Origin of the sequence: Escherichia sp. MOD1-EC6021 (assembly GCF_002965245.1) — a bacterium.
GTDB classification, from domain to species: domain Bacteria; phylum Pseudomonadota; class Gammaproteobacteria; order Enterobacterales; family Enterobacteriaceae; genus Escherichia; species Escherichia coli_F.
Genome location: NZ_PTRU01000005.1, coordinates 168,848 through 194,101, shown reverse-complemented (window position 1 = coordinate 194,101; position 25,254 = coordinate 168,848). Strand labels below are relative to the sequence as shown.

Genomic DNA, 25,254 nt, shown 5'->3' with positions numbered 1-25,254 from the left:
TGCATAACCGAGTACCTCACATGTCTGAACCGCAACGGCTGTTCTTTGCTATCGACTTACCTGCAGAAATCCGCGAACAGATTATCCACTGGCGCGCCGCACAGTTCCCACCAGACGCGGGACGTCCGGTCGCCGCCGATAATTTACATCTGACACTGGCATTTTTAGGCGAAGTGAGCGCAGAGAAAGAGAAGGCGCTTTCTCTTTTAGCCGGACGGATTCGTCAGCCCGGTTTCACACTCACGCTTGATGACGCCGGTCAGTGGCTGCGTTCGCGTGTGGTGTGGTTAGGGATGCGTCAGCCACCACGCGGCTTAATCCAGCTGGCGAATATGCTTCGTTCACAAGCTGCACGCAGCGGTTGTTTTCAAAGCAATCGTCCGTTTCATCCACATATTACCTTATTGCGCGACGCCAGCGAGGCGGTGACAATCCCGCCGCCAGGCTTTAACTGGTCGTATACGGTGACGGAGTTCACCCTTTACGCCTCCTCGTTTGCCCGTGGGCGCACACGCTACACGCCGCTAAAACGCTGGGCGCTAACGCAATAACAAGGATTGTCGCAATGGAATTTTCTCCCCCTCTACAGCGCGCGACGCTAATTCAGCGTTACAAACGCTTTTTAGCCGATGTGATCACACCCGATGGTTGCGAATTAACGCTACACTGCCCGAATACGGGTGCGATGACCGGATGTGCAACGCCTGGCGATACCGTCTGGTATTCGACTTCAGACAACACCAAACGGAAATACCCACACACCTGGGAGTTAACCCAAAGCCAAAGCGGCGCATTTATTTGCGTCAATACACTTTGGGCTAACAGGTTGACGAAAGAGGCTATCCTTAATGAATCCATTTCAGAACTGTCAGGATATAGCTCTCTGAAAAGCGAAGTAAAATACGGCGCCGAACGCAGCCGTATTGACTTCATGTTGCAGGCGGATTCGCGTCCAGACTGCTATATTGAAGTGAAATCGGTTACGTTAGCGGAGAACGAACAGGGATATTTTCCCGATGCGGTCACTGAACGAGGTCAGAAACACCTTCGGGAGTTGATGAGCGTAGCGGCTGAAGGCCAGCGTGCGGTTATCTTTTTCGCCGTGCTGCATTCAGCCATTACACGGTTTTCACCCGCGCGCCACATCGATGAAAAATACGCGCAACTATTGTCAGAAGCTCAACAGAGGGGGGTAGAAATTCTGGCTTACAAAGCAGAACTTTCTGCTGAAGGCATGGCTCTTAAAAAATCACTGCCGGTTACATTGTAGTAGAGTAAGTAACTGGTTAATTTACATTCTGGTCGCGTGCGCAAATACGCTTTTCCTCACACAGTTGTCAAGTGTTACGTTTAGATAATTGCTATCCGGAAAAGCTTCTGCTATTTATAGCGGCCTCATTTTTCCCCCGAACATGGGGATCGATAGTGCGTGTTAAGGAGAAGCAACATGCAAGAAGGGCAAAACCGTAAAACATCGTCCCTGAGTATTCTCGCCATCGCTGGGGTGGAGCCATATCAGGAGAAGCCGGGCGAAGAGTATATGAACGAAGCCCAGCTGGCGCACTTCCGTCGTATTCTGGAAGCATGGCGTAATCAACTCAGGGATGAAGTCGATCGCACCGTTACACATATGCAGGATGAAGCAGCCAACTTCCCGGATCCGGTAGACCGTGCAGCCCAGGAAGAAGAGTTCAGCCTCGAACTGCGTAACCGCGATCGCGAGCGTAAGCTGATCAAAAAGATCGAGAAAACGCTGAAAAAAGTGGAAGACGAAGATTTCGGCTACTGCGAGTCCTGCGGTGTTGAAATTGGTATTCGTCGTCTGGAAGCGCGCCCGACAGCCGATCTGTGCATCGACTGCAAAACGCTGGCTGAAATTCGCGAAAAACAAATGGCTGGCTAATTACAGCCGTTCCATCACGTTTACCACAGGCGGGAAATGCTCCCGCCTTATTTTTTGTTCAACGAGATGACAGACACACACTATATTGGCCGCTTTGCCCCCTCTCCTTCCGGCGAGCTTCATTTTGGCTCTCTGATTGCCGCGCTTGGAAGCTTTCTACAGGCTCGCGCCCGGCAAGGTCGCTGGCTTGTTCGCATTGAAGATATCGATCCGCCTCGTGAAGTTCCCGGTGCCGCAGAGACCATCCTGCGCCAGCTGGAACATTACGGTTTACACTGGGACGGCGATGTTCTCTGGCAATCGCAACGTCACAACGCCTATCGCGAAGCACTCGCATGGTTACATGAGCAAGGGTTAAGTTATTACTGCACCTGCACGCGCGCACGTATTCAAAGCATTGGCGGTATTTACGACGGTCATTGCCGGGAGTTGCATCATGGGCCAGAAAACGCTGCTGTACGTATTCGCCAGCAGCATCCGGTCACCCAGTTTACTGACCAGCTGCGCGGCATTATTCATGCCGACCAAAAACTGGCGCGGGAAGATTTTATTATTCATCGTCGTGATGGTCTATTTGCCTATAACCTGGCGGTGGTCGTTGACGATCACTACCAGGGCGTGACAGAAATTGTTCGTGGCGCGGATTTGATCGAACCCACGGTGCGCCAAATCTCGCTGTACCAGCTTTTTGGCTGGCAGGTGCCAGATTACATTCATTTGCCACTGGCACTTAATCCACAAGGCGCTAAACTTTCCAAGCAGAATCATGCGCCTGCGTTGCCAAAAGGCGATCCTCGGCCGGTGTTAATCGCGGCACTTCAATTTCTGGGCCAGCAGGCAGAAACACACTGGCAGGATTTCAGCGTCGCGCAAATTCTCCAGTCAGCCGTCAAAAACTGGCGGCTCACCGCAGTGCCTGAGTCGGCAATTGTAAATTCAACATTCTCAAATGCGTCATGCTGAGCTATGATTAGCCGCTATTTTTTTGTCCTGAATGATGTTTGACACTACCGAGGTGTACTATTTTTACCCGAGTCGCTAATTTTTGCCGCAAGGTGCTAAGCCGCGAGGAAAGCGAGGCTGAACAGGCAGTCGCCCGTCCACAGGTGACGGTGATCCCGCGTGAGCAGCATGCTATTTCCCGCAAAGATATCAGTGAAAATGCCCTGAAGGTAATGTACAGGCTCAATAAAGCGGGATACGAAGCCTGGCTGGTTGGCGGCGGCGTGCGCGACCTGTTACTTGGCAAAAAGCCGAAAGATTTTGACGTGACTACTAACGCCACGCCAGAGCAAGTGCGCAAACTGTTCCGTAACTGCCGCCTGGTGGGTCGCCGTTTCCGTCTGGCTCATGTGATGTTTGGCCCGGAGATTATCGAAGTTGCGACCTTCCGGGGACATCACGAAGGTAACGTCAGCGACCGTACGACCTCCCAACGCGGGCAAAACGGCATGTTGCTGCGCGACAACATTTTCGGTTCCATCGAAGAAGACGCCCAGCGCCGCGATTTCACTATTAATAGTCTGTATTACAGCGTGGCAGATTTTACCGTCCGTGATTACGTTGGCGGCATGAAGGATCTGAAGGACGGCGTTATCCGTCTGATTGGTAACCCGGAAACGCGCTACCGTGAAGATCCGGTACGTATGCTGCGCGCGGTTCGTTTTGCCGCCAAATTGGGCATGCGCATCAGCCCGGAAACCGCAGAACCGATCCCACGCCTGGCTACCCTGCTGAACGATATTCCTCCTGCACGCCTGTTTGAAGAATCGCTTAAACTGCTACAAGCGGGCTACGGTTACGAAACCTATAAACTGTTGTGTGAATACCATCTGTTCCAGCCGCTGTTCCCGACCATTACCCGCTACTTTACGGAAAATGGTGACAGTCCAATGGAGCGGATCATTGAGCAGGTGCTGAAGAATACTGACACGCGTATTCATAACGATATGCGCGTCAACCCGGCGTTCCTGTTTGCCGCCATGTTCTGGTATCCCCTGCTGGAAACAGCACAGAAAATCGCGCAAGAGAGCGGCCTGACTTATCACGACGCTTTCGCGCTGGCAATGAACGATGTGTTAGACGAAGCCTGCCGTTCACTGGCGATCCCGAAACGGCTAACCACTTTAACGCGTGATATCTGGCAGTTACAGTTGCGCATGTCCCGCCGTCAGGGTAAACGCGCATGGAAATTACTCGAACATCCGAAGTTCCGTGCCGCTTATGACCTGCTGGCACTGCGTGCTGAAGTAGAACGCAACGCCGAGCTACAACGTCTGGCGAAATGGTGGGGTGAGTTCCAGGTTTCCGCGCCGCCGGACCAAAAAGGGATGCTTAACGAACTGGATGAAGAACCGTCACCGCGTCGTCGTACTCGTCGCCCGCGCAGACGTGCGCCGCGCCGTGAGGGCACCGCATGACAGTGGCGTATATTGCTATCGGCAGCAATCTGGCCTCTCCGCTGGAGCAGGTCAATGCTGCCCTGAAGGCAATAGATGACATTCCTGAAAGCCGCATTCTTGCCGTTTCTTCGTTTTACCGCACCCCACCACTGGGGCCGCAAGATCAACCCGATTACTTAAACGCAGCCGTGGCGCTGGAAACCTCTCTTACAGCTGAAGAACTCCTCAACCACACACAGCGTATTGAGTTGCAGCAAGGTCGCGTCCGCAAAGCTGAACGCTGGGGACCGCGCACGCTCGATCTTGATATCATGTTGTTTGGTAATCAGGTCATAAACACTGAGCGCCTGACCGTTCCGCACTATGATATGAAGAATCGTGGATTTATGTTGTGGCCGCTGTTTGAGATCGCGCCGGAACTGGTGTTTCCTGATGGTGAAACGCTGCAAGCAAGACTCACTACTTTCCCTCCCTGCCCACAGCACTGGTAAACCACATTTCTGGAAAAGCGTATTGGGTAATGCAATGTTGTATAATATTATTTTATAGTTTCAATGAATTAATTCTCTCTCCCCCATCATAAAAATCACAAAAAAACAGCATTAAACATATAATTACGGCAAATATATTTTCATTACCTATATTAACTTTTCTCTTTATAAGAGGTTTTTAATGATAATGAACCAGTTTATTCTGGGTACTATGCCTCACTCCCGGTATTAGCACTGGATAGCGCTTAACTGGATTCTGTCAGGCTGGGACGGGGCAACAAGAGCATACAACGACCAGTCCTTAACGCGTGATTATTAATTTCTACAGCGTATCATCATATTATTTAAATCTGCCCAACCTCACCAAATACATTCATAAAATGCATAATGATAATAAATCATAAAATACATTCACCGAAGATATTTCTCTTTAAAGAGCGTGACATTTATAATAAGTATTGGTGAGAAAAATCACCCCCATTAATTTTTATAAGGATATTCCCATGTTAAAAAAAAGTGCTATTGCTGCGGCATTAGTGATGTTCACCACTTCTGCTTTCGCGCTGGATGGCGGTCAATTAGATTTCGCGGGTTTGGTGAGTGACAACACTTGCGTCTTGCACGTCAACGGTGGCGCCCAGGACGGTCAGATTACCCTGCAAACCGCCACAACCACTGAAGTTAATCAGGCCGGTGTTGTCCAACTTGCCAGCCCTGGCGCAAAACCGGAAGCCTTCTCTATTACGATCGATTGCTCGAACGATCCACAGGGCGCCTCTGCCAATCTGAGCATGGGTTCCGTGTTCTTCAGCAACAGTCAGGGCACTCTGAACAACGATCTCTCCATTAGCCAGGCGGCTACCGGGGTCGCGATTGCCATTCACTACCTTACCGATGCCACTACCTACGAACAGATGAGAGTGAACGACAGCACTGATGTTAAAAACCTGCTGTTTACCAACGGCAAAGCGGTTTACAACTTTAAAGCGTCATATGTAAAACAGGCAGCAACAGTTAACGCAACGGCAGGTTATGTCAAAACCAACGCCGCTTATACAGTGACTTACCAGTAAATATCTGCATCACCCGACAGCCCACGGGCTGTTGGGTCACTCAATAAGGATAGTGTTATGACCAGGATGTGTCAGTTTATTGTTTCCACTGCTTTCGTCGCATCGACAGCCGTTTTCAGCCTCACCGCGCAAGCAGATATTGTGCTTTCCGGTACGCGCATTATTTATAATGCCGACCAGAAAGACGTCACATTGCGCATGGAAAACAAAGGTGCCCGCCCACTATTAGTTCAGACCTGGATTGATACCGGCAGCGAAAATGCCGACCCCAGCACACTGAAAGTGCCTTTTACCGTGACGCCGCCGGTTTCCCGCGTTGATGGTAAAAAAGGCCAAACGGTTAAAATTGCCTGGAGCGCCAGCCAGACCCTTCCAGCCGATCGCGAAAGCGTTTATTGGTTCAATGCGCTGGAAGTTCCCCCCAAGATGAACGATGCCGATGCCAAGGGAAAAAACATTCTGCAATTGGCTTTCCGTACCCGTATCAAGCTGTTCTATCGCCCAACCGGCCTGGCGGGTAACCCGGCTGATGCACCAAAACAGTTAACCTGGCGTCTCCAGTCTTCAGCCGGAAAGTGGTGTTGCAGGCAACAAACCCAACGCCTTATCACGTCTCATTCAGCAGTATTACCCTTGCCTCAGGCGGTAATAAATATACCGTGGAAAGCAGTATGGTCGAGCCCAAAAGCAGTGCGGAAATGGTGGTAAAAGGCGCTCCCCGTTCTGTGTCTGGCGCAACAGTTGAGTACTCAGCCATTAATGATTTTGGCGGTGGCATTGACGGCAAAGTCAAACTTTGATGCCCACAGACGAGATCGGCTGAGATCGTACAATGAAGATCCCCCACGATGGCAAAAGAATTCAACGATCGCCGCTCGCTTGCCTGATTGCGTGTAGCCTGCTGCCCTGCACACAAAATGTGTGGGGGGCAAACGAGACCGTTGAGTTTGATAACACGTTCCTGATGGGCGCAGGTGCCAGAGATATTGATGTCAATCGTTACAGCAAAGGTAACGCAACATTGCCGGGGCGCTATGACGTCAGCGTGTTTATTAATAACCAGGCCAGCGCCAATCTGAAAATCGAGTTTATTGAATTAGACCCTGAACACGCTGCTCAGCCCTGTATCTCCACCAACACATTATTACAACTGCATATTCGCCAGCCAGAAAAGTTAGCGGATAACGCAATTTTGCAAAAACGCGAAAATGCTGCGCAGGATTGCCTGAACGTAGAGGTTGCTATTCCGCAATCGAGCGTCGCTTACAATAGCAACGATCAGCGGCTTGATATCAGCATGCCGCAAATCTGGCTGCAGAGAACCTATGCCAACTATGTCGATCCGTCGCTGTGGGATGAAGGCATCAATGCCGCAATGCTCTCTTACACCCTTAACGGCTGGCGCAGTGAATCCCCCAATCAAACCACAGAAACCAGCTACGCCGGACTGATGGGCGGTATCAATTTATGGGGATGGCATTTTCGCTCACATGGTAACTATTCGTGGGACAAAGAAGACGGCGGCAGTTTTGAATTTCAGGATAAATATCTGCAACGCGATATCGCCGCGCTCCGCTCTCAGCTGGTAATGGGTGAAACCAATACCACAGGAGAAACCTTCGACTCGGTGCCTATTCGCGGGCTGCGACTCTATAGCGAAAGCCGCATGTTGCCCCCTACGCTGGCGTCGTATGCGCCTGTTATCCGTGGCGTGGCAAACTCTAACGCGAAAGTCACGATCACCCAAAACGGTTATAAAATTTATGAAACGACCGTGCCGCCTGGTCCATTCGCGATTGACGATCTCACGCCGGCAGGGTTCGGCGCCGATCTCGAGGTGACCATCACCGAATCGGACGGTTCAAAACGTACGTTTAGTCAGGCTTATTCATCGGTGATCCAGATGATGCGTCCCGGCGTGGGCAAATGGGATATCAGCGCCGGTGAGGTCAATAAAGCGGAACTCCAGGATAAACCTAACCTGCTGCAAGGTACCTACTATTACGGGTTGAGTAACACCTTCACCGGCTACACCGGCCTGCAAATGACCGATAACGGTTACTGGGCCGGTTTATTAGGGGTGGGCATGAATACATCGCTGGGCGCTTTCTCCTTCGATGTTACTCAGTCTCATGCCGAAATTCCTGACGATAAAACCTATAGTGGACAGAGTTACCGTGTTTCATGGAACAAATATTTCGCCCCGACCGAAACCTCACTCAACATTGCCGCCTATCGCTACTCCACTGAAAACTATCTGGGGCTGAACGACGCGTTAACGCTGATTAATTCTGCCAACCATCCTGATGAAGAAGGCTATTCGGGGATTGTCAGTTATGCACGCATGAAAAATCAGTTCAGCGTTAGCATTAATCAAACGTTAAAAAGTGATGAACGTGACTATGGCTCTTTCTATGTGAATGGCACATGGACAGATTACTGGGTAACCAACGAATCACAGAGCAGTTTTGCCTTTGGCTACAGCAATGCCTTTAACTGGGCGAGCTACAGCGTCAGCCTGCAACGGACATACGATGAAGACAATAAGAAGGATGACTCGATTTATCTGAGTGTGACCATTCCGCTTGATAAACTGCTTGGCCGCGATAGCCATCAGGGCGGGTTCAAAACCCTGAACACCAGCGTTAACAGCGACATGAAAGGGAGCTCACAATTTAACGCCAATGCCTCGGGCTACAGCCAGGATAATCGCTGGAGTTACAGCGTGAATACCGCCTATAACGTGCAGAAAAACAGCGACAGCCTGAAAAGTATCAGCGGTTATACCAGCTATGAGTCGCCGTGGGGAACATTTTCAGGCTCAGCCTCCACCAGCAGCGATCGCTCACGTCAGTATGGGCTCAGCACCGATGGCGGTTTTGTACTCCACCGCCACGGTCTGACCTTCAGTAACGACAGTTTTACCGACTCTGACACGTTGGCGCTGATCAACGCCCCGGGTGCAAAAGGCGCGCGCATTAACTTTGGTAACAGCACCATCGACCGTTTTGGCTACGGCGTGACCAGTTCACTGTCACCGTACCGGGAAAATACCGTCGCGCTCGATGTTAACGATCTGGATAACGACGTGGAGCTCAAAAACACCAGTAGCGTCGCCATTCCGCGCCAGGGTTCCGTCATTTTCAGCCACTTTGACACCGATACCGGGCGCTCCGCCATTCTCAATTTACTGCGTAGCAACAATCAGCCCGTGCCGTTTGCTTCCGATATTACCGACGAAAAAGGGACCTCTATCGGGACCGTCGGTCAGGGCAGTCAGGCATTTGTACGCGGCATTGCCGACAGCGGTGAACTGACGGTCACCTGGTATGAGAAAAATAGTCGCCAGCAGTGCCGTATTCATTATCAGATACCGTCATCACCCACCATGACCGGTAAAACCATCGTACTCAACGGCGTGCCATGCACCCAGCAATAATGTTCCAGGAGAGGAAATGAGAGCTTTTTTACTACCGCCCCTGCTGCTGCTGACGTCGCTTTGTCTGCGCCCCGCACTGGCAACCGATCTTTCGGTGAACTTTACCGCGACCATCAAAGAGACGACCTGTGCCATGACGCTCAACGCATTGAATGGGGCCAATATCAGCGGTGATACCGCAACAAATAACTATTATCTGGATCTGCCTGATATGGGTGTTTCAGACATTGTGAATAAATCGTCACTGTCGGAGGCTAATTTTAAAATCCTTGCCAGCAATTGTAATAACTATATTTCCGGCCTGTCGATGACCCTCAATGGCGCAGTCAGCAGCTATACAGATTCGTTAATCGGTAATGACCAGACCGTTTCCGGACATACCAACTATGTTGGTCTTGGTATTAAACGTATGAACGCTGATGAAAATCTCCGCTTTAAACTCAACGGTAGCCAGCGAGTTACCTGGACGAATGATGAAATAAGTAATGGATTAGATCTTACAGCCATGCTTCGTCAGACCACCACCGGGAATACGATCACCACAGGCCAATTCCAGGCCAAAGTGACTTTCGTCTTTACCTACCAATAGCAGGTTTGTTTATGAATTATCACAATATAACCTTTGTCTTGCTGCTGTGCTTTGGATATATCGCCATCGGCCACGCCGCCAGTAGCTCTATGGACGTTACGGTACGTGCTAAGGTCACTGCCAGTACCTGCACGGCGGAATTACGCGATGCGCAGGATCAGCAAGCCACCACCATCGCTATTGGCGATGTCTATCTCAACGAGCTTTCCGCTAAATCGAAATACCAGAACTTCAGCCTGGTGTTTTCAAACTGCGAAGGGTTAGCAAAGGATCAGGCAAAAGTTGTGCTTTCTGCACAGACGGGCTGCGATGGCGCTTCCAGTACCGGTGGCGGATACCGTAATGCACTGACGACGGCGGACGATGATGCGGCAACCGGTGTTGCGGTTGAAGTGTGGACGACCAATCAGCCAGAAGGTCAGGGCAGCATTCAGCTTAATTGTAAAACCAAACCGACCAGTATTGTTGATTTAGCTGCGGCAACAGGCTCGAATATTGTCCAATGGCCGCTCAGTGCCCGGATTGTAGTAGCTTCCGATAACACCATCGCTGATGTACGCGCCGGGCAATTCTCCACTAATGCAGTCTTTTCTGTGACCTATGAGTAGATGATTATGAAAACAGTTATCTACATGATTGCGTTTTGGTTTTCTTACAACGTCATTGCAGCCAGTACCAATATTAATATGACTGCCAATATCATCAGCACCAGTTGCCGGGTCACGCTCGACAATAATGGAAATATTGATTTAGGCACAGTGGATTATAGCTATCTGAATAATAATACCTCTGTCGATCGCGTCTATTCTGGCGGGCACCCCTTTTATATTACCGTCAGCGACTGCGCGCAGGTAGCGGGGAAAAATCCGGCCCACCTGACCGTCAGCTTTACGCCTTTGGCAGGCACCCTTGCGCCAACCAACCTCCAGGTATTCGCCAACCAGCAGGTCAACGGTACAAAAAATGTCGGCGTGGTTATTTTATCGACCGAGGACGCACAGCATATTTTCAATGTGCTCGACACGCGTGGTCAACCGCAAAGTATTTACCCCGTGACGCCCGAAACGATCGCTAACGCGACATACCACTTTTACGCTCGGATGCAAAAAATTGACCCTACACAAGCGGTAACCAGCGGCGTGGTAAAAGCGAGCGTATTTGTTGGGGTTTATTATGAATAATCTATATCACTCTCAAGGATGAAGAGATGAACACGCAATACTTTTCCCGGTCTAAGCAGTGGTGTCGAACACTGCTGGTTCTGTTGTCCTTCTATTCAGGCTGCCTGCACTCTGCCAACACAATAATCGTCGGCAACAAAACCTATTCAGGTTCGACGGAAAATAATTCCGGTCCACAGGGGGATGGCAGCGCAACGGCAACGTTCAGTACCGGGGCAAATCAGATAGTGATCCCAACCTCAGCGGGGCTACAAAGTAGCAACATCAGGCTCCAGCTGGGTTGGGTGGATACAAACTCATCAGGAAATAGCCTGATTTACTGTGGCGCTGGCGGAATGGGAACACCATTAACCCTGGAGAGCCATTTCGTTGATGCTCTGGTGAGTGCAGATGGCCACAAGCTCTTTAAAACCAATGTGCAGGGTCTCTACTTCAGGATGCACATGTACAATGTAAGCTCATTCAAAACAACCTCCAGCAGCGATATCTATATCGGTGATACCCCCCAACAAACATTGACATTAACGCCCGAGCATTCCGTATGCGTCGCCGATCTGGGGAATTACACAGCCGTAGGCGGTCTGGTCAGTAAAATTGATATTGAGTTTTATAATGATGGCACCTTCAATCCCAATACGACAGGTAGCATCGCTTTACTGAGCAACAAGGGATATCACTATTCAGTGACAAATGCAGCGCCTGGTGGTGCATTGACATCGCACTATATTTATCAGACGTTCAACATGGGGAATGTTACGCTTAGCTCGCCAACCTGTACCTCAGCGGTCGTTTCGGGGAATACAGTTCAGGGAGATACAGTCAGCCTCGGTGAATACAACCCCAAAGACATCCTTGATGGCGTTGACGGTATCCCTTTTGGTATAGCACTAAAGAACTGTTTCCGGGTCACCAATATCGAGGTCAAAATGACTACCGGCGCCCCTGCAATGTCGGCTGCGTTATTGGGTAACTCGTTAACCGCCGAAGCCAATGCCGCCAACGGCGTAGGCGTGGAGATAAAAGGAAAATCGAACTCACATTATGCCGAGGTAGTTCTTCACCCTAATGACACCCATTCTGTTTATAAAGCCTATGTCGATACAGCTGACACGTCGAATGGCATTATTGGTTCAGGCACATCGGGAACCGCAGCAAATCAAACGCTAAATTTTGTCGCCACTCTCAAACAAGACAACAATCAACAAATCAGAGGCGGGGATTTCAAAGCGACCGCCGTTTTCTCTATCACCTACCCCTGAGCCCCGCTACCGGCAGGCCCCCTGCCGGTTTTGACCACAAAGGGCTAACACTCATCACTGACATCCCCTACAATGCGCCAATCCTATAGATAACACTTATGACTAACAGGGGTTATGATGAAACCGACCACCATCTCCTTGCTGAACAAATACAAACAAGAAAAAAAACGCTTCGCCACTATTACCGCTTACGACTACAGCTTCGCTAAATTGTTTGCCGAAGAAGGACTTAACGTGATGTTGGTTGGCGATTCGCTGGGCATGACTGTTCAGGGGCACGACTCCACACTCCCGGTAACCGTTCAAGATATCGCCTACCACACTGCTGCCGTACGTCGTGGCGCACCAAATTGCCTGCTGCTGGCCGACCTGCCGTTTATGGCGTACTCCACCCCGGAACAGGCCTTTGAAAATGCCGCCACAGTAATGCGTGCCGGAGCCAATATGGTCAAAATTGAAGGCGGCGCATGGTTGGTTGAGACGGTACAAATGCTGACTGAACGCGCAGTTCCGGTGTGTGGTCATTTAGGTTTAACCCCACAGTCAGTGAATATATTTGGCGGCTACAAAGTACAAGGGCGTGGCGATGAAGCGGGCGATCAACTGCTCAGCGATGCGTTAGCCTTAGAAGCCGCTGGTGCACAGTTGCTGGTGCTGGAATGCGTGCCGGTTGAACTGGCGAAACGCATTACCGAAGCGCTGGCGATTCCGGTAATCGGTATTGGCGCGGGCAACGTCACCGACGGGCAAATCCTCGTGATGCACGACGCGTTCGGTATTACCGGCGGCCATATCCCTAAATTTGCAAAAAATTTCCTTGCTGAAGCGGGCGACATCCGCGCAGCAGTGCGTCAGTATATAGCTGAAGTGGAGTCCGGTGTTTATCCGGGCGAAGAACACAGTTTCCATTAAGGAGTCACGTTGTGTTAATTATCGAAACCCTGCCGTTGCTGCGTCAGCAAATTCGCCGCCTGCGAATGGAAGGCAAACGCGTGGCGCTGGTGCCTACTATGGGTAACCTGCACGATGGTCATATGAAGCTGGTCGACGAAGCCAAAGCCCGCGCCGATGTGGTCGTCGTCAGTATTTTCGTTAACCCGATGCAGTTTGACCGCCCGGAAGATCTGGCTCGTTATCCACGCACTTTGCAGGAAGACTGCGAGAAACTAAACAAACGTAAAGTGGATCTGGTTTTCGCTCCCTCGGTAAAAGAGATCTATCCGAACGGTACAGAAACCCACACCTATGTCGATGTTCCAGGCCTTTCCACCATGCTGGAAGGTGCCAGCCGTCCAGGACATTTTCGCGGCGTATCGACCATCGTCAGCAAACTGTTCAACCTGGTCCAGCCGGACATCGCCTGCTTCGGTGAAAAGGATTTTCAGCAACTGGCACTGATCCGCAAAATGGTTGCCGATATGGGCTTCGATATTGAGATTGTCGGAGTGCCGATTATGCGCGCGAAAGACGGTCTGGCGCTCAGTTCCCGTAACGGCTATCTGACGGCGGAACAACGTAAAATTGCGCCGGGTCTGTACAAGGTCTTAAGTTCAATTGCCGACAAATTGCAGGCTGGCGAACGGGATCTCGATGAAATTATTGCTATTGCCGGGCAAGAATTGAATGAAAAAGGTTTCCGTTCCGATGATATTCAGATTCGCGATGCCGACACCTTGCTGGAAATCGCTGAAAACAGCAAACGAGCGGTGATTCTGGTAGCCGCCTGGCTTGGCGATGCTCGCCTGATCGACAACAAAATCGTCGAACTGGCGTAATACTTATACTCTAAATAATTCAAGTTGCAGGAAGGCGGCAAGCGAGTGAATCCCCAGGAGCTTACATAAGTAAGTGACTGGGGTGAGCGAACGCAGACGCAGCACATGCAACTTGAAGTATGACGAGTATAACTGGCGCTACGGCTGATGGCGCCAATTATTAATTTGCCCCACATCATGGCGATGACGTCTGTAAGCGATTATTCATATCGCAGGCAATTTAGTTAATCAGCTTATCAAGCTCAGCAAGAGGTAAATTTGCCATCTCTGCAACGTCTTCCCGAGACATTCCTTTACTCAGAAGACGCAGGGCGAATTCTTGCCTTTCCTCCTGTCTTCCCAGCTGAATCCCCTTCTCAATCCCCTTCTCAATTCCCTTCTCAATTCCCTTCTCTTCAAACCACTGCGCCAACGTCATCATAGACTCCCCTCCCGTTTCCCTGTCTCTCACCACACCATAAAACAAATCCGCTTGTTCAGTATGACCGCGTTGCAGCATATAGTTTTGCATGGCAACTAACTGACTTCCGCTAGTGTACCCTTCGTCAATCAGCGTGACCAGTTGCTCCAGCAATAACATTAAGTCGCGCTGGCGAATATGTTTTTGCAGCAGTTCGAGAATCGCAATCCGCCGATGTTGCATGATTTCGTCATCCGGTGTGATAGTGATATCCACCAGCGGGAAAGGACTGTTATAGACGCGTCGCGCCAGCTCCGGCGAGTAAAACATATCAAACCAGCACATTGAGAGCGGATAAGGTGTGGCCTCGCCCTGATAAAACAGAATCGGCACCACCAGCGGCAGCTTATCGTGATCTGCCTCCAGATGCCGGTGCATGGCAGCAATAGAATAACGCATCATGCGAAACGCCATTTTTTTATCCGGCTTGCTTTGGTGTTCAATCACAACATGTAGATAGCCCGTATTACCCTGCATTTGCACGGAATAGAGCACGTCAGTGCTGTGCCCTTTCAGGCTTTCTTCAATAAAACTCCCCGACTCAAGATGCAGCGTGTCGAGGTCACACAGTTCGCGTAGCTCCGCTGGCAAATGGATATCCAGAAAGTCGCGAGCCGTTTCCGCGTGCATTAAAAATTGTTTAAACACCGCATCATGCGGTGTGGTACTCGGTGCATCCATCTTCCCTGCCTTCCGTGTTGTCTTGCGTGAAGGCAGTATCCAGTCAAGGCGCGCCGTCGTCAGCCGCCTCTTTAGTGTTTACCGAGCAGCGTTCAGAGAAATTTCAATTGGTTACATGTGTTACATGGCTCGCTTCGGCACGGTACGCAAACTGCTGATGCAAATGCCGTCAGATGAGTAGACACTAAACAAAAATCGGGCAATACTGCGTGAGAATTTCCTCAAAGCAGGCACCGCCTGCTTCGTTAACGACAGGGTAGAAAGGTAGAAGTTATGATTCGCACGATGCTGCAGGGCAAACTCCACCGCGTGAAAGTGACTCATGCGGACCTGCACTATGAAGGTTCTTGCGCCATTGACCAGGATTTTCTTGACGCAGCCGGTATTCTCGAAAACGAAGCCATTGATATCTGGAATGTCACCAACGGCAAGCGTTTCTCCACCTATGCCATCGCAGCAGAACGCGGTTCGAGAATTATTTCTGTTAACGGTGCGGCGGCCCACTGCGCCAGCGTCGGCGATATTGTCATCATCGCCAGCTTCGTCACTATGCCGGATGAAGAAGCCCGTACATGGCGACCCAACGTTGCTTATTTTGAAGGCGACAATGAAATGAAACGTACTGCGAAAGCGATTCCAGTTCAGGTGGCCTGATAATCACCCCTGCGGCTGGTTACTCACCAGCCGCGACATCGTCTCCAGCGAATCCGTTCTCAAGATATAAAGTCGTTTTAACAATAACGGATTATCCCCAGGTTTAACTTTGCCTTTCATGGTGGTCACTGCCAGATGAAATCCGGCTTCACGTGCCGCCTTCACCGCTTTGTCATTAAATCCGCCAAACGGATAAGAAAGATACAAGACATGTGGATTAAACTGCGCCAGCGCCCGGCGCGATCGCGCAAAATCAAACAGAATATTGTGCTCACTACGGCTCAGTAATATGGGGCGGCGATAGCCATCTATCCGATGCAAAAAATGAGTATGTGACTGGAAATCAAATACATCACGAATTTCGTTAAGCTCAGAAATGCTCATAAATTGCAGCGATTTTGGATCCCATTTCTGCGGGTGACGTTTGATGCGCGAGGTAACAATAAATGCCGTCGCCTTCATACCATAGTGTTTCAACACAGGATACGCATAGCGGCTAACCGACTTGAGACCATCATCAAAGGTAATCACCACGGCACGTGCCGGGAGATTAATGTTATTCTGCACGTAACCTTCCAACTGCGTCATGCTCAGTGTCGCGTACCCCCTGTCGCGCAGCCAGGCCATCTGGTTATTGAAGGCGCGTACCGAGGTGGTCGTCGAAGTATGGCGAAAACGGGTGTTTTCTTCGTCGCGCAGAATATGATGATAGGTTAGCACCGGCAGGCCATTGTCGGGTTGGGCATCCAGTGCACTGATATAGGCCAGTCGTTCGCCAATACGGACCTGATACCAGGTTTGGTTTAACCTGTCTTTCAGTTTATGCAAAATCGGATAACGCAAATTGTCCGCCAGTACCCCAAATGGCGCACTGCCCACACTCGGCGCGTTATAAACCGGCGTATCTTTCCAGGTAATTAAGTTCTGATTACTCAGCGGCTTGTTGAGGTCACCCAAACCGTCTTCAACTTTTTGTCGCCCCTGAACCGGCTCGAGATGACCTTTATCGATAAACCCTTTGCCAAAGCCAAAATTAAATGCGTAATAACTTGCGGCAGTGGGCTCCACGGCAATGATTTGTCCGGCCCGAATATTCCCTACCGTCACCATTTTGTCGCCAATTTGCGCCCAGACCGCAGCATTTTCGATGGTTTGCATATAACGGGCAGGCAATGCGGCACTGACGCTTGTGGTAAACAGCATCAGCAGGAGAATAACAGCTTGTTTATACATGAAAAAATAACCAGGGATGAAACAACGCTTTTATTGTAGCAAAAGCGTCATCAGGATCGCGGGTTAATACTCATACAAATTATGTTTGAGGACGAAAGGCGGATTTTTTTGTTGTTGGTGCCAGAGACTACTGACTTCAGGCCCACCCAGTTCGACAATTCGCTCGCGAAACTCCGCACTGGATAACGTTTCACGGTAGGCCAGCATCTGTTCAACTAACGGTAACGTTACCCCAGAAATCACTTCGCAGCGGGAGTGTTTGTGGCTTAATAGCGAAGCCACGCGGTACGGCGGCGCTCCGGCAATATCAGTTAAAAAGATCACCCCATCGCCAGAGTCTGCTTCATGCAGAGCATCGCACATCATACGGCTGAGCATATTAGAACTTAATCCGCGCCAGAAATTCACGGCCCGGCACTGAAGAAGCGCCCCGTGTTTTTTCTCCAGCGCATCCAGTATCTCTTGCGCCCGATCATCGTGACAGGTAATAACCCAACCTAGCATCGCCTTCCTCCTTAGCCGAAAATCAGTCTACCCTGACCATGGTTGATAAAGGGTGATAGTCGTCAAAACTCCTCTCCCCCGAATCCAGAGGAGAGGAAATAGCCTTAGCTACGCAGTCCACGCCCACGTTGGATCAGCGACCAGCAAATCAAATAAAACGCCACAATAAAGACCACCAGTACGCCAAAGGTAGTGACCAGCGGCACATCATTGATTCCGAGGAAGCCGTAGCGGAAACCACTGATCATATAAACGATCGGGTTCAGGTGCGACAGTCCCTGCCAGAACGGCGGCAGCAAAGTCAGGGAGTAAAAGACCCCGCCCAAATACGTGAGTGGCGTTAACACAAACGTTGGCACCAGGCTGATGTCATCGAACGTTTTGGCAAACACGCCGTTCAGCAATCCAGCAAGGGAGAATAACACCGCCGTGAGCACCAGCGTTAAAGCGACAAATACCCACGAATGTACCTGAAAAGGCACAAAAAACAGTGAAATTGCCGTCACCAGAATGCCAACAAACAGTCCGCGCGCCACGCCACCGCCAACATATCCGGCAATAATCACGTGAGTCGGTACGGGTGCAACCAGCAGCTCTTCAATATTACGCTGGAACTTGGCACCAAAAAATGATGACGCGACGTTGGCGTAGGCATTGGTGATTACCGACATCATGATCAGCCCCGGCACGATGAACTGCATATAGCTGAAGCCATGCATATCGCCGATGCGCGAACCAATCAGGTTACCGAAGATAATAAAATAAAGGGTCATGGTGATGACCGGTGGCACCAGCGTCTGCACCCAGATACGCATAAAGCGATGGATCTCTTTCGCCCAGATGCTTTTTAGTGCCACCCAGTAAAGATGCATCATGCGCGATCTCCCTGTTTTTCATTAACCAGTGAAACAAACAGCTCTTCCAGACGGTTAGCTTTGTTACGCATACTTAATACCTGAATACCCTGCTCACTTAACTGCGTGAACACGCTGTTAATCCCCTGCTCACGCAGCACTTCAACTTCCAGCGTAGCGGTATCGACCAGTCGATACTGATAGCCATCGAGCTTCGGTAATGGGCTTTTCGGCGCGAGATCGAGAATAAAAGTTTCCGATTTCAGCTTCGCCAGCAGCGCCTTCATCGAGGTATTTTCCACCAGCTCACCGTGTTGAATAATGCCGATATTGCGGCACAGCATTTCTGCTTCTTCCAGGTAGTGCGTGGTAAGAATGATGGTGGTGCCTTTGTCGTTTAAATCCTTCAAAAATCCCCACATTGAGCGGCGAAGTTCGATATCCACGCCTGCGGTCGGTTCGTCAAGAATCAGCAGTTTAGGTTCATGCATTAACGCACGAGCAATCATTAAACGGCGCTTCATCCCGCCCGATAACATACGCGCACGTTCGTTACGCTTTCCCCATAAATCGAGCTGTTTAAGATACTTTTCGCTGCGGATGTACGCTTCTTTGCGCTCTACACCGTAGTACCCCGCCTGGTTCACCACAATTTGTTGCACGGTTTCAAACGGGTTGAAGTTAAATTCCTGCGGCACCAGTCCCAACTGACGTTTAGCGTTCACGACATCCTTCTCGAGATCGTAACCAAATACGCTGACCCGCCCGGAGGTTTTATTTACCAGAGAGCTGATAATACCGATAGTGGTTGATTTCCCGGCCCCGTTCGGCCCGAGAAGCGCATAAAAATCACCCGCTTCGACCTGCAAATCGATTCCACGAAGCGCCTGAACGCCGCCTGGATAGGTTTTTTTAAGCTGTTGAAGTTCCAGTGCAATGGTCATAAATTTTTACTTACCTTACGTTCTTACACTTTATCTGTGGTTTAAATCGTCCCGGAGTTGCCCTATATTAGCCAAACGTAATTATTTGGTTACAGGTCGTTAACCTCCATGAAAGACATAGATACACTCATCAGCAACAATGCACTATGGTCAAAAATGCTGGTGGAAGAGGATCCCGGGTTTTTTGAGAAACTGGCGCAAGCGCAAAAACCGCGCTTTCTATGGATTGGATGTTCCGACAGTCGCGTTCCTGCAGAACGTTTAACCGGTCTTGAGCCGGGCGAACTCTTTGTTCACCGTAATGTTGCTAACCTGGTCATTCACACCGACCTGAACTGCCTTTCCGTGGTTCAGTATGCAGTGGATGTTCTCGAAGTTGAACACATTATTATCTGTGGCCACTACGGTTGCGGCGGCGTACAGGCCGCAGTTGAAAACCCGGAACTGGGGCTTATCAACAACTGGCTGCTGCACATTCGCGATATCTGGTTCAAACATAGCTCATTGCTTGGCGAAATGCCGCAAGAGCGCCGTCTGGATACCTTGTGTGAACTGAACGTCATGGAACAGGTGTATAACCTGGGCCACTCCACCATTATGCAATCAGCGTGGAAACGCGGGCAGAAAGTTACCATTCACGGCTGGGCCTACGGCATTCACGACGGTTTGCTGCGTGATCTGGATGTTACCGCCACCAACCGCGAAACCCTTGAACAACGTTACCGTCACGGGATTTCCAATCTCAAGCTGAAACACGCCAACCACAAATAAAAACACCATGCCGGATGCAACACATCCGGCACATCCGCACTTACTCGTCCAGCAGCACTACTTTGCCGATGTACGGCAGATGGCGGTAACGCTGAGCGTAATCAATGCCGTAACCCACCACAAACTCATCCGGGATCGAGAAACCGATAAATTCTACCGGGACGTTCACTTCACGACGGGACGGTTTATCCAGCAGCGTACAAATCGCCAGCGACTTCGGTTCGCGCAGGCTTAAGATTTCACGCACTTTCGACAGTGTATTACCCGAGTCGATGATATCTTCAACAATCAGCACGTCCTTACCACGGATATCTTCATCCAGATCTTTGAGGATTTTCACATCGCGGGTGGTGGACATGCCGCTACCGTAGCTGGAGGCGGTCATAAAATCGACTTCATGAGATACCTGAACTTCACGGCACAGGTCCGCCATAAACATAAATGAGCCACGCAGCAGGCCTACCAGCACCATATCGCTGCCGCTGTCTTTGTAACGCTCAGTAATCTGACGACCCAGTTCGGCGATACGCGCTTTAATCTCCGCTTCGGGGATCATTACTTCTACAGTATGTTTCATATCTCTAACCATATGATTTAAAAACAAATCACTTCGCACGGGCAGGTTTTGGCACCGCAACAAAGCGCAAGACACGCAGTATACCAGTAAAACTATTCATTGGCGGAATCTGTTAATAAAGCTCGAATTGTGATGACGATCACACATGTTAAAACCTATAATTAATTGCTACTAAAATATTAATGAATTGAAATGGTGTCTCTTTATGGCAATTAACAATACCGGCTCGCGACGATTACTCGTCACGCTAACAGCCCTATTTGCAGCGCTTTGCGGGCTGTATCTTCTCATTGGCGGAGGCTGGTTGGTCGCGATCGGCGGCTCCTGGTACTACCCTATCGCTGGCCTTGTGATGCTCGGCGTCGCCTGGATGCTGTGGCGCAGCAAACGCGCCGCACTTTGGCTTTACGCGGCATTGCTGCTTGGCACCATGATTTGGGGCGTCTGGGAAGTGGGTTTCGATTTCTGGGCGCTGACGCCGCGTAGCGACATTCTGGTCTTCTTTGGCATCTGGCTGATCCTTCCGTTTGTCTGGCGTCGCCTGGTCATTCCTGCCAGCGGCGCAGTTGCCGCGTTGGTGGTCGCGCTGTTGATTAGCGGTGGTATCCTCACCTGGGCCGGATTTAACGATCCACAGGAAATCAACGGCACCTTAAGCGCTGATGCTACACCTGCCGAAGCTATCTCCCCCGTTGCCGATCAAGACTGGCCTGCCTATGGTCGCAATCAGGAAGGTCAACGCTTTTCACCACTGAAACAAATTAACGCTGATAACGTCCACAAGCTGAAAGAAGCCTGGGTGTTCCGTACAGGCGATGTGAAACAGCCGAACGATCCGGGCGAAATCACCAATGAAGTGACGCCGATTAAAGTAGGCGACACGCTTTACCTGTGTACCGCTCACCAGCGTTTGTTTGCGCTCGATGCCGCCAGCGGCAAAGAGAAATGGCATTACGATCCTGAGCTGAAAACCAACGAGTCTTTCCAGCATGTAACCTGCCGTGGTGTCTCTTATCATGAAGCCAAAGCAGAAACTGCTTCGCCGGAAGTGATGGCGGATTGCCCACGTCGTATCATTCTTCCGGTCAATGATGGTCGCCTGATTGCACTCAACGCCGAAAATGGCAAGCTGTGTGAAACCTTCGCTAATAAAGGCGTGCTCAACCTGCAAAGCAACATGCCGGACACCAAACCGGGTCTGTATGAGCCGACTTCACCACCGATTATCACTGATAAAACCATCGTGATGGCGGGTTCCGTCACTGATAACTTCTCAACCCGCGAAACGTCTGGCGTGATCCGTGGTTTTGATGTCAATACCGGGGAGCTGTTGTGGGCCTTTGATCCAGGCGCGAAAGATCCGAATGCGATCCCGTCTGACGAACACACCTTTACCTTTAACTCGCCAAACTCGTGGGCACCTGCGGCCTATGACGCGAAGCTGGATCTGGTGTATCTGCCGATGGGTGTGACCACGCCAGATATCTGGGGCGGTAACCGCACCCCAGAACAGGAACGTTATGCCAGCTCGATTCTGGCGCTGAATGCCACTACCGGGAAACTGGCGTGGAGCTATCAGACCGTTCACCACGACCTGTGGGATATGGATCTTCCGGCACAGCCAACGCTGGCAGATATCACCGTTAATGGTCAAAAAGTTCCGGTTATTTACGCTCCAGCGAAAACCGGCAACATTTTTGTGCTTGATCGCCGCAATGGTGAACTGGTGGTTCCGGCCCCGGAAAAACCGGTGCCGCAAGGCGCAGCGAAAGGTGATTACGTTACCCCTACTCAACCGTTTTCTGAACTGAGCTTCCGTCCGACGAAAGATTTAAGCGGTGCGGATATGTGGGGCGCCACCATGTTTGACCAACTGGTGTGCCGCGTAATGTTCCACCAGATGCGTTATGAAGGTATTTTCACCCCGCCATCTGAACAGGGTACGCTGGTCTTCCCGGGTAACCTGGGGATGTTCGAATGGGGCGGGATTTCCGTTGATCCGAATCGTGAAGTGGCAATTGCCAACCCAATGGCGCTGCCGTTCGTTTCGAAACTGATCCCACGCGGTCCTGGCAACCCGATGGAACAGCCGAAAGATGCCAAAGGCACCGGTACGGAATCCGGCATTCAGCCACAGTACGGCGTACCGTATGGCGTTACGCTCAACCCGTTCCTTTCACCGTTTGGTCTGCCGTGTAAACAGCCAGCATGGGGCTATATCTCGGCCTTGGATCTGAAAACCAACGAAGTGGTGTGGAAGAAACGCATTGGTACGCCGCAGGACAGCATGCCGTTCCCGATGCCCGTTCCGGTGCCGTTCAATATGGGTATGCCGATGCTGGGCGGGCCAATCTCCACGGCGGGTAACGTGCTATTTATCGCCGCTACGGCAGATAACTACCTGCGCGCTTACAACATGAGCAACGGTGAAAAACTGTGGCAGGGCCGTTTACCGGCGGGTGGTCAGGCAACACCGATGACCTATGAAGTGAATGGTAAGCAGTATGTGGTGATCTCCGCAGGCGGTCACGGTTCATTTGGTACGAAGATGGGCGACTATATTGTGGCTTATGCGTTGCCGGATGATGTGAATTAAGATTGACTCATATTGCTGACAAAGTGCGCTTTGTTCATGCCGGATGCGGCGAAAACGCCTTATCCGGCCTACTAAAACTCGCAAATTCAATAAATTGCAGAGTTCACGTAGGCCTGATAAGCGTAGCGCATCAGGCAGTTTTGCGTTTGTCAGCAGAATAATGCCCGGAGAGATCCGGGCATATTTCCGAATACGGTCTTTTTATACCGTAAACCCTAACATCATCCCCGTATCTTCATGCTCCAGCAGATGGCAGTGCGCCATATATGCATGTTCTTTCGGGGCGTCATGATTAAACTTCACCAGGACTTCGCTGACATTACCTTCTACCTTAACGGTATCTTTCCAGCCTGCGCGATGCGTCGCTGGCGGTTTGCCATTTTCCGACAAGATACGGAACTGCGTACCGTGGATATGGAACGGATGCAGCATCATGTCGCCCACGCCAGAGATAACCCAACGCTCGTACTGCCCTTTTGCTGCCGCAAACATCGGCTTGTTCATATCAAACGCCTGACCGTTGATTTTATTGGCATGGTGGAAATCGAACTTCCCGTCGTGGTTCATATGATTCATATTGCCGTGCCCCATATGGCCCATCATCTGGCTGTGGTCCATCCCGGCCATCGCCTGATCGCCATATTTCTCCATCAGCATCTGCATACCAATCATATCGAGCATCGGGTCCATAGAGAGTTGCAGCTTGCGTACCGTTAATCCATCCAGCGAAGGTAACGCTGGCAGGCTACCTAACGCGTCAGGTAAGGCACCTGAAGCACTAATGGAAATCGGCTGGATCCGCATTACCGGATGCGGCTTGTCAAACGGTGCAATTGCCATTCCCATCTGGCTGACCGGTAGCGTCACCAGATCAAAGGGTTTGTTGTCGTTAACCTCCACCAGCACTTCGAAACGCTCGCCCATCAGCACCGGCAGCTCGCTCACCTTCACTGGTTCAGGTAGCAGACCACCGTCGCTGGCAATCACATACAGCGGGCGATTGTCACTGGTAGCGAAATTGAGCGAGCGGGCGTTACAGCCATTGAGCAAACGCAGGCGCAGCCAGCCGCGCGGGGCGGCGTGTTGCGGGTAGATAGCACCGTTGGTCAGCAGCGTATCGCCAAACCAACCCACGGCAGCGGTCATCACATCCAGTTGATAATCAATCTGCCCGTCAGCGTTAAATTTTTTATCCTGCACGATCACCGGGACATCATCGATACCCCACTGTTTTGGCAGCATTAATTTTAGAATCTCGTCATCTTCAATCACTACCAGCCCCGCCAGCCCCATCGCCACCTGTCGCCCGGTTTTGCCATGTTGATGCGGATGGAACCAGCAGGTAGCGGCAGGTTGATCAACGTTCAACGTCACCGTACGCTTGCCACCTGGCGGAATAATTCCCTGCGGGCCGCCGTCGACTTCACCCGGTACTTCCAGCCCGTGCCAGTGCAACGTCGTTTCTTCCGTCAGTTGGTTATAGATATCAACCGTTACCGCTTTGCCGCGCTGTAATTTCACCGCCGGCCCCAGCAGATTGCCGTTATAGCCCCAGGTAGTTGCCGTTTTTCCGGCAAAGGTGGACTGGCCTGTGCCAACAGTTAACTGAATACGATTGCGGGCATCAGTCGTGAGCAAATCAGGGATCGGTAACGTTGGACGCTCCGCCGCAAATACTGCGCGGCTCCACAGCGGCAAGGCTGAAGCTACGCCCAGCGCAATGGAATATTTCAAGAAATCACGACGTTGCATAGTTATTTCCTTATTCTTAAGCAGGCGAAACAAAATCAAACGTTGAGCATAGTCCTTCCCCTTACGGGAAGGTCAAGCCGCAGACACAATTTAATCAACAATAATGGTCGTCGCCT

Annotated in this window: 24 protein-coding genes and 1 pseudogene; 18 read left to right on the top strand and 7 right to left on the bottom strand. The window is 50.8% G+C overall.

Annotated elements, in window-relative coordinates:
* The first annotated feature begins 20 nt into the window (after positions 1-20).
* The 15 genes and pseudogenes from thpR (at position 21) to panC (ending at position 14,112) form a co-directional block, all read left to right on the top strand.
* Entirely contained in the window at positions 21-551 is a 531-nt protein-coding gene (gene thpR / locus BEB54_RS08405; RefSeq protein WP_001294670.1) for an RNA 2',3'-cyclic phosphodiesterase, read from the top strand.
* 14 nt (positions 552-565) lie between these two features.
* Positions 566-1,270, top strand: coding sequence for a DNA/RNA nuclease SfsA (sfsA, locus tag BEB54_RS08400; RefSeq protein ID WP_000396023.1), 705 nt, complete (start codon positions 566-568; stop codon positions 1,268-1,270).
* Positions 1,271-1,447: 177 nt separating this feature from the next.
* Complete coding sequence (dksA, locus tag BEB54_RS08395; RefSeq protein ID WP_001155227.1) at positions 1,448-1,903, top strand: RNA polymerase-binding protein DksA; 456 nt, start codon at positions 1,448-1,450, stop codon at positions 1,901-1,903.
* A gap of 66 nt (positions 1,904-1,969) precedes the next feature.
* A complete protein-coding gene (gene gluQRS, locus BEB54_RS08390) occupies positions 1,970-2,866 on the top strand; it encodes a tRNA glutamyl-Q(34) synthetase GluQRS (protein WP_170881815.1) in 897 nt (298 codons plus the stop codon).
* A 59-nt stretch (positions 2,867-2,925) separates the two neighbouring features.
* Positions 2,926-4,323, top strand: a complete 1,398-nt coding sequence (gene pcnB / locus BEB54_RS08385) for a polynucleotide adenylyltransferase PcnB (protein WP_203369798.1) — start codon at positions 2,926-2,928, stop codon at positions 4,321-4,323.
* A complete protein-coding gene (folK, locus tag BEB54_RS08380; RefSeq protein ID WP_032302406.1) occupies positions 4,320-4,796 on the top strand; it encodes a 2-amino-4-hydroxy-6-hydroxymethyldihydropteridine diphosphokinase in 477 nt (158 codons plus the stop codon). The genes pcnB and folK overlap by 4 nt, the downstream gene beginning before the upstream one ends.
* A gap of 503 nt (positions 4,797-5,299) precedes the next feature.
* Positions 5,300-5,869: a fimbrial protein gene (locus BEB54_RS08375; RefSeq protein ID WP_105282171.1), complete on the top strand. Its 570-nt coding sequence runs from the start codon at positions 5,300-5,302 to the stop codon at positions 5,867-5,869.
* A 66-nt stretch (positions 5,870-5,935) separates the two neighbouring features.
* Positions 5,936-6,669, top strand: a pseudogene (locus tag BEB54_RS08370) (fimbrial chaperone).
* A 32-nt stretch (positions 6,670-6,701) separates the two neighbouring features.
* Positions 6,702-9,308 carry an outer membrane usher protein gene (locus tag BEB54_RS08365; protein ID WP_105277299.1) on the top strand — a complete coding sequence of 869 codons (2,607 nt, stop codon included), beginning with the start codon at positions 6,702-6,704 and terminating at the stop codon, positions 9,306-9,308.
* Positions 9,309-9,324: 16 nt separating this feature from the next.
* Entirely contained in the window at positions 9,325-9,897 is a 573-nt protein-coding gene (locus tag BEB54_RS08360) for a fimbrial protein (protein ID WP_105272028.1), read from the top strand.
* An 11-nt stretch (positions 9,898-9,908) separates the two neighbouring features.
* On the top strand, positions 9,909-10,505 hold the full coding sequence (locus BEB54_RS08355) for a fimbrial protein (protein WP_105277298.1): 597 nt from the start codon (positions 9,909-9,911) through the stop codon (positions 10,503-10,505).
* A 6-nt stretch (positions 10,506-10,511) separates the two neighbouring features.
* Positions 10,512-11,078 (top strand): fimbrial-like protein, encoded by a 567-nt coding sequence (locus BEB54_RS08350; RefSeq protein ID WP_236474756.1) that lies wholly within the window; start codon positions 10,512-10,514, stop codon positions 11,076-11,078.
* A gap of 26 nt (positions 11,079-11,104) precedes the next feature.
* Entirely contained in the window at positions 11,105-12,337 is a 1,233-nt protein-coding gene (locus tag BEB54_RS08345) for a fimbrial protein (protein WP_105282170.1), read from the top strand.
* A 117-nt stretch (positions 12,338-12,454) separates the two neighbouring features.
* On the top strand, positions 12,455-13,249 hold the full coding sequence (panB, locus tag BEB54_RS08340) for a 3-methyl-2-oxobutanoate hydroxymethyltransferase (protein ID WP_105277295.1): 795 nt from the start codon (positions 12,455-12,457) through the stop codon (positions 13,247-13,249).
* Positions 13,250-13,260: 11 nt separating this feature from the next.
* Entirely contained in the window at positions 13,261-14,112 is an 852-nt protein-coding gene (panC, locus tag BEB54_RS08335) for a pantoate--beta-alanine ligase (protein ID WP_000905376.1), read from the top strand.
* Positions 14,113-14,332: 220 nt separating this feature from the next.
* On the opposite strand, the gene BEB54_RS08330 is transcribed toward panC, so the two are convergent.
* The gene (locus tag BEB54_RS08330; protein ID WP_105277294.1) at positions 14,333-15,253 is read right to left on the bottom strand and encodes an Rpn family recombination-promoting nuclease/putative transposase; all 921 of its coding nucleotides are present in this window, start codon (positions 15,251-15,253) and stop codon (positions 14,333-14,335) included.
* A 273-nt stretch (positions 15,254-15,526) separates the two neighbouring features.
* On the opposite strand from BEB54_RS08330, the gene panD reads away from it, so the two are divergent.
* Positions 15,527-15,907 carry an aspartate 1-decarboxylase gene (gene panD / locus BEB54_RS08320; protein WP_000621515.1) on the top strand — a complete coding sequence of 127 codons (381 nt, stop codon included), beginning with the start codon at positions 15,527-15,529 and terminating at the stop codon, positions 15,905-15,907.
* A gap of 3 nt (positions 15,908-15,910) precedes the next feature.
* On the opposite strand, the gene BEB54_RS08315 is transcribed toward panD, so the two are convergent.
* The 4 genes from BEB54_RS08315 to BEB54_RS08300 all read right to left on the bottom strand — a co-directional run bounded on the left by BEB54_RS08315 (position 15,911) and on the right by BEB54_RS08300 (position 19,442).
* Positions 15,911-17,140 (bottom strand): polysaccharide deacetylase family protein, encoded by a 1,230-nt coding sequence (locus tag BEB54_RS08315; protein ID WP_105277293.1) that lies wholly within the window; start codon positions 17,138-17,140, stop codon positions 15,911-15,913.
* A 63-nt stretch (positions 17,141-17,203) separates the two neighbouring features.
* Positions 17,204-17,644: a PTS sugar transporter subunit IIA gene (locus BEB54_RS08310; protein WP_000901978.1), complete on the bottom strand. Its 441-nt coding sequence runs from the start codon at positions 17,642-17,644 to the stop codon at positions 17,204-17,206.
* Positions 17,645-17,748: 104 nt separating this feature from the next.
* Positions 17,749-18,519: an ABC transporter permease gene (locus tag BEB54_RS08305; protein WP_000972203.1), complete on the bottom strand. Its 771-nt coding sequence runs from the start codon at positions 18,517-18,519 to the stop codon at positions 17,749-17,751.
* Positions 18,516-19,442, bottom strand: coding sequence for an ABC transporter ATP-binding protein (locus tag BEB54_RS08300; protein WP_000150637.1), 927 nt, complete (start codon positions 19,440-19,442; stop codon positions 18,516-18,518). The genes BEB54_RS08305 and BEB54_RS08300 overlap by 4 nt, the downstream gene beginning before the upstream one ends.
* Positions 19,443-19,550: 108 nt before the next feature.
* Here BEB54_RS08300 and can point away from each other — a divergent pair, with 108 nt between their 5' ends.
* Entirely contained in the window at positions 19,551-20,213 is a 663-nt protein-coding gene (can, locus tag BEB54_RS08295) for a carbonate dehydratase (protein ID WP_000651599.1), read from the top strand.
* Positions 20,214-20,253: 40 nt separating this feature from the next.
* On the opposite strand, the gene hpt is transcribed toward can, so the two are convergent.
* Positions 20,254-20,790, bottom strand: a complete 537-nt coding sequence (gene hpt / locus BEB54_RS08290; RefSeq protein ID WP_000683336.1) for a hypoxanthine phosphoribosyltransferase — start codon at positions 20,788-20,790, stop codon at positions 20,254-20,256.
* A 205-nt stretch (positions 20,791-20,995) separates the two neighbouring features.
* Between hpt and gcd the strand changes: the two genes are divergently transcribed.
* Positions 20,996-23,386: a quinoprotein glucose dehydrogenase gene (gcd, locus tag BEB54_RS08285; protein WP_105277292.1), complete on the top strand. Its 2,391-nt coding sequence runs from the start codon at positions 20,996-20,998 to the stop codon at positions 23,384-23,386.
* Between the two features lie 201 nt (positions 23,387-23,587).
* On the opposite strand, the gene cueO is transcribed toward gcd, so the two are convergent.
* The gene (gene cueO, locus BEB54_RS08280) at positions 23,588-25,138 is read right to left on the bottom strand and encodes a multicopper oxidase CueO (RefSeq protein WP_105277291.1); all 1,551 of its coding nucleotides are present in this window, start codon (positions 25,136-25,138) and stop codon (positions 23,588-23,590) included.
* Positions 25,139-25,254: the final 116 nt, after the last annotated feature.

What these genes read in the sequence shown, in the direction of transcription:
- gluQRS (WP_170881815.1), top strand. Translation starts at nt 1,970, where the DNA reads ATGACAGACACACACTATATTGGCCGCTTTGCCCCCTCTCCTTCCGGC.
- BEB54_RS08310 (WP_000901978.1), bottom strand. Translation starts at nt 17,644, where the DNA reads ATGCTAGGTTGGGTTATTACCTGTCACGATGATCGGGCGCAAGAGATA.
- folK (WP_032302406.1), top strand. Translation starts at nt 4,320, where the DNA reads ATGACAGTGGCGTATATTGCTATCGGCAGCAATCTGGCCTCTCCGCTG.
- BEB54_RS08360 (WP_105272028.1), top strand. Translation starts at nt 9,325, where the DNA reads ATGAGAGCTTTTTTACTACCGCCCCTGCTGCTGCTGACGTCGCTTTGT.
- BEB54_RS08350 (WP_236474756.1), top strand. Translation starts at nt 10,512, where the DNA reads ATGAAAACAGTTATCTACATGATTGCGTTTTGGTTTTCTTACAACGTC.
- BEB54_RS08355 (WP_105277298.1), top strand. Translation starts at nt 9,909, where the DNA reads ATGAATTATCACAATATAACCTTTGTCTTGCTGCTGTGCTTTGGATAT.
- dksA (WP_001155227.1), top strand. Translation starts at nt 1,448, where the DNA reads ATGCAAGAAGGGCAAAACCGTAAAACATCGTCCCTGAGTATTCTCGCC.
- hpt (WP_000683336.1), bottom strand. Translation starts at nt 20,790, where the DNA reads ATGAAACATACTGTAGAAGTAATGATCCCCGAAGCGGAGATTAAAGCG.
- BEB54_RS08315 (WP_105277293.1), bottom strand. Translation starts at nt 17,140, where the DNA reads ATGTATAAACAAGCTGTTATTCTCCTGCTGATGCTGTTTACCACAAGC.
- BEB54_RS08365 (WP_105277299.1), top strand. Translation starts at nt 6,702, where the DNA reads ATGAAGATCCCCCACGATGGCAAAAGAATTCAACGATCGCCGCTCGCT.
- BEB54_RS08375 (WP_105282171.1), top strand. Translation starts at nt 5,300, where the DNA reads ATGTTAAAAAAAAGTGCTATTGCTGCGGCATTAGTGATGTTCACCACT.
- can (WP_000651599.1), top strand. Translation starts at nt 19,551, where the DNA reads ATGAAAGACATAGATACACTCATCAGCAACAATGCACTATGGTCAAAA.
- panD (WP_000621515.1), top strand. Translation starts at nt 15,527, where the DNA reads ATGATTCGCACGATGCTGCAGGGCAAACTCCACCGCGTGAAAGTGACT.
- thpR (WP_001294670.1), top strand. Translation starts at nt 21, where the DNA reads ATGTCTGAACCGCAACGGCTGTTCTTTGCTATCGACTTACCTGCAGAA.
- BEB54_RS08345 (WP_105282170.1), top strand. Translation starts at nt 11,105, where the DNA reads ATGAACACGCAATACTTTTCCCGGTCTAAGCAGTGGTGTCGAACACTG.
- gcd (WP_105277292.1), top strand. Translation starts at nt 20,996, where the DNA reads ATGGCAATTAACAATACCGGCTCGCGACGATTACTCGTCACGCTAACA.
- panB (WP_105277295.1), top strand. Translation starts at nt 12,455, where the DNA reads ATGAAACCGACCACCATCTCCTTGCTGAACAAATACAAACAAGAAAAA.
- BEB54_RS08305 (WP_000972203.1), bottom strand. Translation starts at nt 18,519, where the DNA reads ATGATGCATCTTTACTGGGTGGCACTAAAAAGCATCTGGGCGAAAGAG.
- BEB54_RS08330 (WP_105277294.1), bottom strand. Translation starts at nt 15,253, where the DNA reads ATGGATGCACCGAGTACCACACCGCATGATGCGGTGTTTAAACAATTT.
- sfsA (WP_000396023.1), top strand. Translation starts at nt 566, where the DNA reads ATGGAATTTTCTCCCCCTCTACAGCGCGCGACGCTAATTCAGCGTTAC.
- cueO (WP_105277291.1), bottom strand. Translation starts at nt 25,138, where the DNA reads ATGCAACGTCGTGATTTCTTGAAATATTCCATTGCGCTGGGCGTAGCT.
- BEB54_RS08300 (WP_000150637.1), bottom strand. Translation starts at nt 19,442, where the DNA reads ATGACCATTGCACTGGAACTTCAACAGCTTAAAAAAACCTATCCAGGC.